The 12,277-nt window shown below is 61.9% G+C and carries 10 protein-coding genes and 2 riboswitches; of the genes, 9 read left to right on the top strand and 1 reads right to left on the bottom strand.

Annotated elements, in window-relative coordinates:
• Window positions 1–1,586, bottom strand: a 1,586-nt coding sequence (locus tag P8014_RS19135) for a penicillin-binding protein 2 (protein WP_337818926.1), incomplete at its 3' end; no start/stop codon positions are given.
• A gap of 600 nt (window positions 1,587–2,186) precedes the next feature.
• Here P8014_RS19135 and P8014_RS19130 point away from each other — a divergent pair.
• The 9 genes from P8014_RS19130 to P8014_RS19090 form a co-directional block, all read left to right on the top strand.
• Window positions 2,187–3,701 carry a SulP family inorganic anion transporter gene (locus P8014_RS19130; protein WP_337818925.1) on the top strand — a complete coding sequence of 505 codons (1,515 nt, stop codon included), beginning with the start codon at window positions 2,187–2,189 and terminating at the stop codon, window positions 3,699–3,701.
• A gap of 171 nt (window positions 3,702–3,872) precedes the next feature.
• The gene (locus tag P8014_RS19125) at window positions 3,873–4,433 is read left to right on the top strand and encodes a cytochrome b/b6 domain-containing protein (protein ID WP_337818924.1); all 561 of its coding nucleotides are present in this window, start codon (window positions 3,873–3,875) and stop codon (window positions 4,431–4,433) included.
• Between the two features lie 90 nt (window positions 4,434–4,523).
• The gene (locus P8014_RS19120; RefSeq protein WP_337818923.1) at window positions 4,524–5,042 is read left to right on the top strand and encodes a hypothetical protein; all 519 of its coding nucleotides are present in this window, start codon (window positions 4,524–4,526) and stop codon (window positions 5,040–5,042) included.
• A 61-nt stretch (window positions 5,043–5,103) separates the two neighbouring features.
• A riboswitch (Fluoride riboswitch) is annotated at window positions 5,104–5,164 on the top strand.
• Window positions 5,165–5,252: 88 nt separating this feature from the next.
• Complete coding sequence (locus P8014_RS19115) at window positions 5,253–6,845, top strand: hypothetical protein (RefSeq protein ID WP_337818922.1); 1,593 nt, start codon at window positions 5,253–5,255, stop codon at window positions 6,843–6,845.
• Window positions 6,842–8,377, top strand: coding sequence for a hypothetical protein (locus P8014_RS19110; RefSeq protein ID WP_337818921.1), 1,536 nt, complete (start codon window positions 6,842–6,844; stop codon window positions 8,375–8,377). Before P8014_RS19115 ends, P8014_RS19110 begins: the two co-directional genes overlap by 4 nt.
• Before the next feature lie 11 nt (window positions 8,378–8,388).
• Window positions 8,389–8,452: riboswitch (Fluoride riboswitch) on the top strand.
• A gap of 49 nt (window positions 8,453–8,501) precedes the next feature.
• A complete protein-coding gene (locus P8014_RS19105; protein ID WP_337818920.1) occupies window positions 8,502–9,449 on the top strand; it encodes an NADH-quinone oxidoreductase subunit H in 948 nt (315 codons plus the stop codon).
• 10 nt (window positions 9,450–9,459) lie between these two features.
• Window positions 9,460–10,140: a hydrogenase gene (locus P8014_RS19100; RefSeq protein ID WP_337818919.1), complete on the top strand. Its 681-nt coding sequence runs from the start codon at window positions 9,460–9,462 to the stop codon at window positions 10,138–10,140.
• A gap of 3 nt (window positions 10,141–10,143) precedes the next feature.
• Complete coding sequence (locus P8014_RS19095) at window positions 10,144–11,613, top strand: proton-conducting transporter membrane subunit (protein WP_337818918.1); 1,470 nt, start codon at window positions 10,144–10,146, stop codon at window positions 11,611–11,613.
• A partial coding sequence (locus P8014_RS19090; RefSeq protein WP_337818917.1) for an NADH-quinone oxidoreductase subunit C occupies window positions 11,610–12,277 on the top strand: 668 nt, incomplete at its 3' end. The genes P8014_RS19095 and P8014_RS19090, both read left to right, overlap by 4 nt.

Genomic DNA, 12,277 nt, shown 5'->3' with positions numbered 1-12,277 from the left:
CCGCCGAAATGCTGCCCCTGGGGCGAACGCACGACCACCGCGGCGACCAGACGCGGATTGGAAGCCGGCACCATGCCGACGAACACGGCGTTGTAGTCCTTCTTCGAGAAACCATGTGGGGTTACGCGATAGGCCGTACCGGTCTTGCCGGCAACGGTATACCCGGGAATACGCGCCGAATAGGCGGTTCCCTGGGGAGCGATCACCGAGCGCAGCATGTAGCGAATAGTGTCCGCCACCTTGGTCGGCATGACGCGGATGCCCGGATCAGGGGCGCGACGGTGTATGAACGTGGCCGGGTGGCGCACGCCGCCGTTGGCAAGCGCGCAATAGGCTTCCGCAAGTTGCAGCGTGGTTACCGAGATGTCGTAGCCGTAGGCGATCGTGGCCTGATTGATCTGTTTCCAGTTGAGATAATTGTGCAGCACGCCCGATGCCTCACCTGGAAAACCGCTATGGGTGATCTGGCCGAAACCGGCCCGTTCGAATACGCTCCACATCAGCCTCGGAGGCAGCGTGATGGCGATCTGGCTTGCCGCCACATTGCTTGAAAACTGCAGTATCTGGGTCAGGTCGATGGTACCGAAATCAAGATCGTCCTTGATCATGTGGCCGTCGAGCATATACCAGCCGGGACTCGTGTCGATCTCGGTATCCGGCGTGTATTTTCCGCTCATCAGCGCCGCGGACAGCGTGAAGGGTTTCATCGTCGAGCCTGGCTCGAATGCATCGGTCGCCGCCCGGTTGCGATAAAACTTGCTGTGGAAATCCGTACGGGTGTTGGGATTGAAGGCGGGCTGGTCGACCATGGCCACGATTTCGCCGTTTCGCGGATCCATGACTACCACTGAGCCGCTGCTGGCACTGTGGCGGCGCACCATTTCCTCAAGGGCGACGTAGGCCAGGTACTGAATCCTCTGGTCGATCGTCGTGTTCAGATTGCGCCCCGGTTGAACGGGTTTGGTCGTCTGGACGTCCTGCACGACCTGCCCATAGGCGTCGATGATGGCCTGTCTGCTGCCGTTGGCGCCGGCCATCCATGAGTTGAATTCCAGTTCCAGACCATCCTGGCCCTGTCCGCTGATATTCGTGAAACCCAGTACATGCGAACCGACCTCGCCCATCGGGTAATAGCGCTTGTACTCGGTTCTGAGCGCGACGCCGAGGACTTTCATATCGAGCGCATTGCGGGCGACGTAAGGCGGCACCAGGCGCTTGACCCACATGAACTGAAGACGCATTCCCTGCGCTTCCTCGAAGCGTCGTTGCAACGCGTTTGGGTCGAGCTTCAACAACTTGGCCAGAGCCCTGACTTCGGCAGGAGACGCATTCATGCTCGGGTCGATCCAGATCGACTTGACCGGAGTGCTAATGGCGAGAGGTTGCCGATTCCGGTCCAGGATCATGCCGCGATGAGCCAGGATGGGAATCCTGCGAAGATGCCGAGCGTCGCCCTGCCCCCTCAGAAAGGGTTCTCGTGCGACCTGCAGATAACTGTCTCGGGCCACCAACGCGGTACCGCCCAAACCAAATAAGCCCAGTACGAACTTGCGTCTGGATCTAAACTCATCGGATTCCTTACTCATGATCAAGCGTCCTGTCCGGCAAATCACTTATGTTTCTGCGCCTCTGAGCGGCGCCCGCAGGGAGGCCCCACGCGGCTCGTGGTCGTCGTTGCACCGCTTGCCAAGGGCGACGGCCGTTGTCTGCGCGACCCGCCTGGATCACGAACCGTATGCCCCTCGGAAATGCGAGTTGTTTGCGGAACAGGACACTAGCTAGACCATCGAACCCGGTTCAGGTTTCATCGCATCGCACCTGAAGATGTCGTTACGCTGGGACGACCCACTACGATATGCGTTATGATGCGCGCCCCGATGGCGCCGCTACGGGCCTGACTGTGCAACGGCTGTAGAGCGCGAACGGCTCCACTGTCGCTGGTTCGGGTTCATTTCCAAGCATTGCGCGTCATCACATCAGACCAACCGGTTTGCCCCGGCTGGTCTTTTTGTTCGTACTCTGCGTTCCGCGGACAGCATGGATGAAACATCGGGCGTTTAAGCTGGACGCCGCGCAATCCCGCTCCCGGCCAACGCCGGCGGGCTCACTACAACGATACGACGGCCCGCGCCGTGGCGCGCGAAGCACGCCGACGCACGTACGGAATCGATGGAGAATCAGTAATCGTGTTCACTCCGCAAGAGATCAGAACCAATGTCCTGGGCGGACTGACCGTCGCGCTGGCAATGGTGCCGGAGGCAGTCGCCTTCTCGCTGGTCGCCCACGTATCGCCGCTGACCGGCCTCTACGCCGCATTCATCTTGGCGCTCATCACTTCGGCCTTCGGAGGACGGCCTGGCATGATATCCGGCGCGACCGGATCGCTGGCAGTGGTAATGGTCGCGCTGGTCGCGACCCACGGCGTTGAATACCTGTTCGCGACCGTGGTGCTGATGGGCGTGCTGCAGATGCTGTTCGCGGTCGCCAAGCTCGGCAAGCTGATCCGTCTGATACCTCATCCGGTGATGCTCGGTTTCGTCAACGGGCTGGCCATCGTGATCTTTCTGGCCCAGTTCGGTCACTTCAAGACGACGGACGCCACCGGCGTCTCGCACTGGCTGCCGGTTCCCGCTCTGCTTACCATGTTCGGGCTTATCGCCCTGACCCTGCTGGTTATTTACGTGCTGCCACGCTTTACCAAGGCAGTGCCGGCCTCGCTTGTTGGAATTCTGGTGGTCTCCGTGCTGGTCGAGGTGCTGGGTATTCATACTCGCACCGTCGGCGATCTCGGTTCGATCGGAGGTGGCCTGCCGACCTTCCACCTACCGGGCGTGCCGTTGAACTGGGAGACTTTGCGCATCATCTTCCCCTATTCCCTGATCCTGGCCGCGATCGGGCTGATGGAGTCGCTGCTGACGCTGAATCTGATCGACGAGATGACCAACACACGAGGCAAGCCCAACCGGGAATGCATGGCCCAGGGCGCGGCGAACGTCGTAACCGGCTTCTTCGGCGGCATGGGAGGCTGTGCGATGATCGGCCAGAGCATGATCAACGTGAACAACGGCGCATTGCGCCGGCTTTCCGGCATCACCACGGCCTTATTCCTGCTCGGCTTCATCGTGGTCGGTTCCGATCTCATCGAACGCATCCCGCTTGCGGCGCTGATCGGCGTGATGTTCTTCGTATCTGAAAAGACCTTCGAATGGGGCAGCCTACAGGCGCTGCGCAGGATTCCGCGTTCCGACGCCATCATCGTCGTGGCCGTGACCGTGGTGACGGTATTCACCGACCTGGCAGTGGCCGTGCTGCTCGGCGTGACCATAGCCGCTCTGGTGTTCGCTTGGCAGCAAGCCAAGCACATCAAGGCCAAGAGCCACGTCGACGGTAGGGGCTGGAAGGTCTATGAACTTGAAGGGCCCTTGTTCTTCGCCTCCACCGCAGAATTCCAGACGCTGTTCGATCCGCAGGGCGACAGCAACGACGTGGTGATCGAGTTCCGTCACGCTCGGGTGCTGGACCATTCCGCCATCGAAGCGATCGATACACTGGCAGGCCGCTATCAGCAGTTCGGCAAGCGCCTGCATCTGCGGCACCTCAGCCCGGATTGTCTGGAACTGCTGGAGAAGTCCAAGGACATGGTCGAGATCAACGAATACGAAGACCCGCACTATCACATCGCGGACAACCGCCTCGGTTGAGCCGCTGGCGGCCTGATTGCCCAGGCCGCAATCTACCTAGTTTGCATGAATTTACTCGCCGCCGGCAGAACTTTGCGCACCCTCGGTCTATTTTTGAGCACTGATAGCTTCTGTGCCAAAAAAAGGGGGGGAAGGAACATGCCCATTCAGACAGACGGTAGGAAAAAGGGGATGTCCGCTGAACCCGCAGGCTTCGTTTGGCGGGACGGAATAGACCGATACGGATTGATATCGCGGTTCAACCACTGGCTTGGCGCAGCGGTCGTCATAACGCTACTTGCCATCGGCCTGTATTTCGAGGACATGCCAAGAGGTGCCGAAAAATTATTCTGGCTGAAGCTGCACATCGGCATCGGCGCCCTCGCCTTTTTCATCCTTGCCTTCCGCCTGCTGTGGAGGCTGACAAGCGGAAGTCCGGCTGCGTTTGCCCAGACATCCGGCATGCAACGCCTCGCGCTGGCTGTGCACATACTGCTGTTGTCCGGATTGGGCGTGCTCATTATCAGCGGCCCACTAAGCGTGTGGACCGGCGGTCACGCGATAGACGTCTTCGGCTGGTTTTCCATCCCGAGCCCGACCGGGAAAATCGCCCCGCTGCACGAGAGCCTTGAAGTCGCTCACAAAGTGATGGCCAAAGTCCTGCTGGTGGCGATCATTCTCCACGTCCTGGCTGCGCTCAAACACTTTCTGTTCGATCGCGGCCGCGAATTTGGTCGAATGCTGGGGCGTTAGCGGAGGGCGCAAGGGGCTGGACGCCGGACGCCGGCTTCGGTTATGTAAAGAGCACACTTATTGTGGAGCGGCGAGAGCCGTATATCCGCCATGTCCGACATTCCCCGATCCGACCAGCCCACGACGGTAGAGCCCGTCCGCATTGAAGGCCTCGCGGCGCTGCAGGGCACAGCGCTGGAACTGGCCAACGATGCGGGGCGCGAACTTGCGATCCTGAGCTACGAACTCGAACCCGCTCTCTACGATAGCGCCGAATTCTCCGAGGCCGTCTCCCGGATCGCGCGCAGTGGCCGCCGGGCACGGGTGCGGCTGCTGATTCGCGAAAACGATCGCCTGGTGCGGCACGGTCATGCCCTGGTACGCTTGGCCCAGCAACTGCCCAGTTACATCGAGATACGCCGCGTCGCACAGGAGCATCGACACGCAACACACGGTTACATGGTCGCCGACGACGCCGGAGTTCTATACCTGCCGCAAACCAACTCCTTTCAGGCCAAGACCTGTCCCCGCGACCGACGCTGGGCGCGTGCTCTGCTGGCGGAATTCCAGCGTCTGTGGGACCACGCGACGCAGGATCCGCAGCTGCGGCGCCTGCCGCTGACCAGTTGATTCCAACTCTGCGATCGGTCTCCGACGAGGGAACTTTATCGATCCGGCAGCTGCCCAAGGAATAAAGAACGGCGGTGGAGTCCGCCGCGAACCGCCACCCGGCCGATGACTCCTGTCGCAACCGCCCCGCTCCGGCAGGGCCGATGACGGGAGAGTCGATATGCCTGAATACCGCATCTTGGAACAGAGTGTCCGCGGGACGAAGCGGACATGAATTTCCCCAGTCTTCTGTATCCCGGCTCGATGCCACACTCCGCAGCGCCGGAGCCCGGCTATTTTCGTGATCTCAACCTCGATCAGGTCGTGGCCGCGGTCACGCGTGGCAAACGCGAATACGCACTCGAAGCGTATTTCAACCATATTCCGCGCAATGCCGACGTCGTGCGTTTCCGTCAGGCGGTTATGCGCGAGCTGGAGGACGCTGCACTGTTCGAAATCATCGAGCGATTTGCGAACCGCATGCGCGAGATGCGCGTTAAGCTCGTACAGGCCGAGCGGCACTACTACCTTTTGCAACGCCAGCGCGCGCTGCTCGATGCGATGGCTCAGTACTGCGAAGCGGTTCTCGAACTCCACCGGAATCTGGCCGCGCGCGACACGCTGAATTCCGACGGGCTGCGTGGATTCAGCGATGGTCTGACCGCCTACGTTAATAGCGACCGGTTCGCCGAATTGTCCGAGGGTGTGCGACGTCTTCTCGATGCTCTTGGGGAGGTGCGCTACTGTATCCTGCTCGATGGTGACCGGGTCAGCGTAAGGCGTTCCGACGGTGAACCCGACTACGCGCCGCGGATAGAAAAGACCTTCGCGCGATTCAGGCAGGGTGACGCCGAAGAGCATGGCTTCAGTTTCACCAATTTGCCGCAGATGAACCACGTGGAGGCGCAGATACTCGAAGGCGTCGCCCACTTGCATGGCGAGCTGTTTGCCGACATCGAAACGTTCTGTGGACGGCATGCCGCGGCCGAACCGCCCCCCGAGGCCTCCACCGACAACGGAAGTGCGCTGATTTTTGCCCGCTATCCCTTCATTGAGGACGGCGTGGCGCGTTTCGACCGCGAGGTCCAGTTCTACCTCGCCTGGCTCGGATTCATAGCCCCCATGCGCCGTGTCGGTTTACGTTTCTCCTATCCAGACTTTGCCGGCGCCGTCCGTTCCATCCGTGCCACCCAGACGTTCGATATCGCTCTGGCCGACAAACTGCTGGCGGACGAGCACCTCCCGGTCCTCAATGGGTTCCGTCTTGATGGTGCCGAAAGGGTCATCGTCGTAACCGGCCCGAATCAGGGTGGTAAGACCACGTTTGCGCGGACCTTCGGGCAACTTCACCACCTCGCCGGTCTGGGCTGCTGCGTCCCAGGCGAGGACGTAAGACTGATCCTGTGCGATGCCGTCTACACGCATTTCGAGCGGCAGGAGCAACTGGCAACGCGTCGAAGCAAACTCGAGGACGATCTCGTTCGCCTGCATGAGACCCTGGCTTCGGCCAGTGGCGACAGCATTCTGATATTCAACGAGATATTCGATTCGACTACTTACGACGATGCGCTGTACCTGAGTAGCCAGATCCTGACACGACTGCTGGAACTGAATGCGAGGTGCGTCTGGGTGACGTTTCTGGACGAACTCAGCCACTTCGGCAAAGAAGTGGTGAGCATGGTCAGCTCGACTGCGCCGGACGACCCGACCGCGCGAACCTACAAGATCGAGCGCCGTGCGGCGGACGGTCTGGCCTATGCGCTGTCGCTGGCGGAGAAACACCGCCTCACCCGCAGCGCGCTGCTGCAGCGGCTGCCGTCATGAAGGTCCATCTGCTCCACGCCGACCGCGATTTCGATCTCGAAGTCCCCTTGCCCATGCATGCCGCTGCGGTGCGCCAGGATCTCGAACTCGACACCTTGTGCGCAGCGATGGCCGACGGCGACGACTTTCTCATGCAAGTGGCGCAGCAGCTGCTTCTGTCCGCCGCGGGCAACGATGTCGGGACCGTGTGCTACCGTCAGCGCGTTCTTGACGACTGCCTCGACAACCCGGAAGCGATCCGCGAACTGTACGCCGACGTACTGGAAACGCTCGATACGGAGCGCAAATCGCTGCGTTTCTGGACCTTCGGGCATTCGCCCGCGAGCCTGCTCTATCGTGGTACGAAACTGATGGAAATGTTGCTTGACCGGCTCAAGCTGCTGCGGACGTTCGCCGAGCACAACGCGCAGCGCTTCGAGTCCGAGGGTTTCAGCCGTTTCTTCGGCATGCTGCAACAGGAACTGGGCGACGAATATCTGGCCACGGCCGAGAGTCAGCTGGAAACGCTCCAGTTCAAGCACGGAATGCTGATTGGGGCGCGTCTGGGCGACGGCAACAAAGGTGCGGCCTACGCACTCAAGGAAACGCCCGTTGGCGGAAACTGGTTGCACAGGCTTCTGCCGGGCAAACACCCGGATGAGTATGGCTTTCGGGTCGACGCCCGCGATCAGGAGGGACACAGCGCCCTGTCGGAATTGCGCGATCGCGGTACCGAGACGCTGGCGAACAGTGTGGCGCAGGCCGGTGAACACGTACTGGAATTTTTCCGGCAACTGCGCACGGAGCTGGCCTTCTACGTTGGCGCCCTCAATTTGCGCGACACCCTGCGCGAATGCGGCGGTGATCTGTGTCGTCCCGCGCCGGAAGCGCCATCGAGCGGCCGCTATGCGGCAACCGGACTGTACGACCCCTGCCTCACGCTCAACACCGGCAAGGCGGCAGTGGCGAATGATCTGCAGGCACAAGACAAGACTCTGCTGATCGTCACGGGTGCCAACCGAGGCGGCAAGTCCACCTTTTTGCGCGCGCTGGGTACTGCGCAGCTCATGCTGCAGGCGGGACTGTTCGCCCCTGCACAGACCTTCAGCTCGGCGCTCTGCCCCGCCTTGTTCACGCACTACAAGCGCGAGGAGGATGCGGGCATGGACAGCGGCAAGTTCGACGAAGAACTCGCTCGGATGAGTGCGATCGCGGATTCGCTGGTACCGGATTCGCTGCTGTTGCTGAACGAATCCTTCGCCGCCACCAACGAGAAGGAAGGCTCGGAAATAGCCGCCCAAGTGTGCGATGCGCTGCTGCAAAAGCGCATCCGAGTGGTGTTCGTCACGCACTTGTATTCATTCGCGCACGCGATGCATGCCCGCGAACTGCCGCAGGTGCTGTTCCTGCGGGCGGAGCGGCAGGACGACGGCGGACGCAGTTTCAGAATCCTGCCCGCCGCCCCCCTGAAGACCAGCTTCGGACGTGACATCTACGAACGTGTGTTCACGAAACCGCGCGGAGAAGTTGACATAACCAGTCGCATTGCATAAAAACGAAGCACGTTTCGAATGGCGATGGAGTTCGCCACGAACCGCCGGCCTCCGGCTGATGACTCCTACACAGGTTCCGCCTCGGGGTGGAATACCGTACTCGAATTCATCGGAAGGCCGCTGCATGACGACCATACCTCCTCCTGTGCTACAAATCGGCCAGGTTCTGACCGTCCTTCTGCTTGCGCCGCTGCTCCACGGCTTCGTCGTCACCGCCGAGGAACGCGTTCAGCGCGGCACCGGTCCCTCCCTTTTCCAGCCGTACCGGGACCTGTGGAAACTGTTTCACAAAGAGCTGGTGATACCCGACAGCGCCACATGGCTGTTCTGGGCTGCGCCCTTCGTTTCCTTCACGGCGATGCTCATCGTCCCTTTGCTGATCCCGGTCCTGACCAACTATCCACTGCCCTTATCGGACATGGGCGATATCCTGGGCGGAGGCCTGATTCTCACGCTGGCCGGTTTCTCCATCCTGCTGGCCGGCCTGGACACCGGACATCCCTACGGCGGGCTGGGCTCCAGCCGCGAGTCCATGCTAGCGATCCTTGCCGAGCCCACCCTGATCCTGGTCTTCATCGGCATCACTCTGCTGGCCAAGGCCATGCTCCCCTTCGTGGTCAACCATCTGCTGGTGGCCCAGCCCGCGGTGTACTGGGCGCCGTCGCACCTGTTTCTGGTGGCCGCCTTCTTCATCCTGCTGACGGTCGAAACCGAGCGCCTGCCGATACACTCCAGCATCCAGTGGGAGATCTACATGATCGGCGAGGCCCGGATACTGGAGTACTCCGGCCCCCTGCTGGCGCTGCTCAAATGGGCCTCGTGGATGAAGCAGGCCATCCTCTACACCATCTTCCTCAACGTGCTGACCATCCCCTGGGGCCTGTCCGTGCACGGCACGCCGCTTGGCGTGGCCGGAAGCCTGCTGGCGCTGCTGGCCAAGTGGGCACTGGTCGCGCTGCTCATGGTCGGGATCGACACGGTCCAGTCGAGGCTGCGTTTCTACCGTTATCAGGAACCGCTGGCACTGTCCTTCCTGCTGGCGTTGCTGGCCATTGTCGCGGATCAATTGTGAGGCACGCGTCATGCTGATTTTCCACCTCGATCCGCTCGCCTCGGCCTGGTTCAGCCTGTTGGTGATCGTCGCGCTGACGCTGTCCTTCGTCATGCTGGGCTCCCACTGGCTGAAGAATCACATTTGGGCCTTCGCCGCCGAATCCTGGGTGATCGCCGCGCTGTCGGTCACCGTTGGCGCCTACGGACACTATCCGGAACTGTATGCGATCGCTGTGCTGACCGTCCTGTTCCGCGGCCTGCTGCTGCCCTATCTGCTGTTGCGCATCATCGGCGGACTGGACGTGCAACGCGAGATTCATGCCCGTCTGAGCCCCGCGCGCAGCCTGGTGCTGGGCGTGCTGCTGGTGGTGTTTGCCTACGAGGTCTCGGCGCATCTCGGTCTGCGCCTGGGGCTGGCCGACAACATCGCGGTTCTGGCCTTGACCGCCATGTTGGGACTCAAACTGATCGGCTTCCTGATGATGGTGCTGCGCACGGAGGCCGTCAGTCACATCCTCGGTCTGTTGCTGATCGAGAACGGTATCTTCCTCGGTTCCCAAATCCTGGTCCCGGGCATGCCGCTGTTGCTGGAGCTGGTCATCCTGTTCGATCTGCTGGTAATCGTCAGCACTTTCGGCCTGCTTACGCGCTACCTGAAAACACACGTCGGCAGCACCAGCTCGCACGACCTGCAACGGTTGGTGGGGTGAAGCATGCCGACACCGATTCTTTCCATCTGGCTCATCCTGGCAATGCCCGGCGCGGCGATCCTGCTGGCCTTGCTCATCGCCCGGCCGCGCTGGGCCGAGTACCTCAACCTGGTAGCCGCGACGGTGGTATTCGCCCTCGCCGTGTCGCTGCCCTGGCGCGTGCACGGCACGCTGGTCTGGTTCGGCGGTTATCTCATGCTGGATGCCTTCGCCGCCTGGGTGACGCTGTGCACCGCAACGGTCTATCTGCTGGCCTCGATCTACGCCCTAGGCTACATGCGCGGCATGGCGCAGGCCCGCGGCCGGCTGCACCACTTCTACGCGCTGTTCGCGGCATTCGGTCTGACCATGCTGCTGGCGCCGGTGCAGAACAATCCCGGCCTGTACTGGATCTGCATCGACCTGACGACTATCGTCAGCGCCTTTCTAGTCGGTTTCCAGCGTGAACCCGAATGCATCGAAGCGGCCTGGAAGTACATCGTGCTGGTCTCCGCCGGGCTAGCGCTGGCGCTACTCGGCACCGTGCTGTTCTACTGGGGAGGGACCTTCACGCTCGGACCAGCCTACGCGATGACCTGGGCCAGCCTGCGCGAGGTCGCTCCTCATGTCGCCCCGCCGCTACTCGTCGTGTCATTTCTCTTGGTGTTGATCGGCTTCGGGACCAAGGTCGGCCTAGCCCCCATGCACACGTGGCTCCCCGACGCGCACAGCGAGGGCCCCGCCCCCGTCTCGGCGATGTTGTCCGGCGCTCTGCTCAACTGCGCCATGATCGGTGTGGTCCGCTACCTCGGCGTGCTCGAACACGCCGGCCTGGGCTTCCTGCCGCAGATGCTCATGATCGTGCTGGGTTCATTCTCCCTGCTGGTCGCGGCGCTGTTCATCACCCGTCAGAGCGGCGCCAAGCGTTTGATGGCCTATTCCAGCGTCGAGCACATGGGCGTCGTCGCCCTGGGTTTTGGTTTCGGCGGCCCACTGGGCGTGGCCGGGGCCTTATTCCACATGCTCAACCACAGCCTCAACAAGTCGCTGATGTTCTTCGGCGCCGGCAACATGATGCATGCCTACGACAGCAAGAACATGCAGGCCATGCGCCGCGTCGGAGACTACTTTCCGGCCACCGGCTCGATCTGGTTGGCAGGCGCCGTCGCCATAACCGGAGCGCCGCCTTTCGCACTGTTCCTAAGCGAGTTCACCATCCTGCGTGCCGGCTTCTCCGGGGGCCAGTGGTGGGCCGCGCTATGGATGGGGTTGCTGCTCGTGGTCATCTTCGTCGGTTTCCTGGCGCATTTCCGGAACATGTATTACGGCGAGGCCCCGCCCGTGCCGCCACACCGCACGATCAGTGCCTGGCAGACCGTTCCGATGTGGCTGAGCATCGTTCCGCTGCTGTTGCTGGGCCTTTGGTTACCGAACGGTCTGTGGGCGTTGTTCGAACACATCGCTGCCGGCATAAGCGTGGGAGTGATTCCATGAGCACCCGTGAAATCATCCTTCTCGAAGGCGTTGAACTGCCGGAACGGGTACGAGAGGTCTTCGGCGAACACGGCCACGGCAGCCCGCACCGGCGCATGCAGATGGCCTACGCCGTGCCGACTGGCGAAGCCCTCGAGGCTCGCTATCTGCTGTCCGACGACGCAGGACGGCCGTTCGCCGAGTGGCGCGTGCCGGTTGCCGGCCCGCTGCCCTCGCTGGCGCACAGCCTGCCCATGCTGTCGTGGTACGAGCGGGAAATGAGCGATCTGTTCGGCATCCGGTTCGAACACCATCCGCATCCACAGCCTCTGGTACTGCACGAAGGCGTCACCCCCGCTGTGCCTCCCCTGCTGGCCGGAGCCGGGAACGCGCCGCTGGACTATGCCCAGGCCGCGGCCTGGATGCCCGAGCAGGACAATCCCGCGATCCAGCATCTGCCCTTCGGCCCGGTGCGCGCGGACGTCGTCGAGTCCGCCGAATTCCAGTTCCTCTACATCGGCGAAAGCATTCTGCACTATCACCCCCGCCTGTTCTGGAAGCACCGCGGGATGGAAAAGCGCTTCGAAGGCCGTACGGCTGCGCAGGCAGTCGTGCTGGCGGAGCGAGTCTCCGGAGTCGGCAGCCTGGCTCACGCCCTGGCCTACTGCCAGGCGGTAGAGGACGC

The sequence above is a fragment of the Acidihalobacter sp. genome (genome assembly GCF_037381185.1).
GTDB lineage: Bacteria > Pseudomonadota > Gammaproteobacteria > DSM-5130 > Acidihalobacteraceae > Acidihalobacter_A.
Note: the sequence above shows the minus strand (reverse complement) of the source record. Positions and strands in the feature narration are given on the sequence as shown.

Excerpts from the sequence above, each read along its gene's own strand:
- P8014_RS19105 (WP_337818920.1), top strand. The coding sequence starts at position 8,502 with ATGACGACCATACCTCCTCCTGTGCTACAAATCGGCCAGGTTCTGACC.
- P8014_RS19125 (WP_337818924.1), top strand. The coding sequence starts at position 3,873 with ATGTCCGCTGAACCCGCAGGCTTCGTTTGGCGGGACGGAATAGACCGA.
- P8014_RS19110 (WP_337818921.1), top strand. The coding sequence starts at position 6,842 with ATGAAGGTCCATCTGCTCCACGCCGACCGCGATTTCGATCTCGAAGTC.
- P8014_RS19115 (WP_337818922.1), top strand. The coding sequence starts at position 5,253 with ATGAATTTCCCCAGTCTTCTGTATCCCGGCTCGATGCCACACTCCGCA.
- P8014_RS19120 (WP_337818923.1), top strand. The coding sequence starts at position 4,524 with ATGTCCGACATTCCCCGATCCGACCAGCCCACGACGGTAGAGCCCGTC.
- P8014_RS19100 (WP_337818919.1), top strand. The coding sequence starts at position 9,460 with ATGCTGATTTTCCACCTCGATCCGCTCGCCTCGGCCTGGTTCAGCCTG.
- P8014_RS19095 (WP_337818918.1), top strand. The coding sequence starts at position 10,144 with ATGCCGACACCGATTCTTTCCATCTGGCTCATCCTGGCAATGCCCGGC.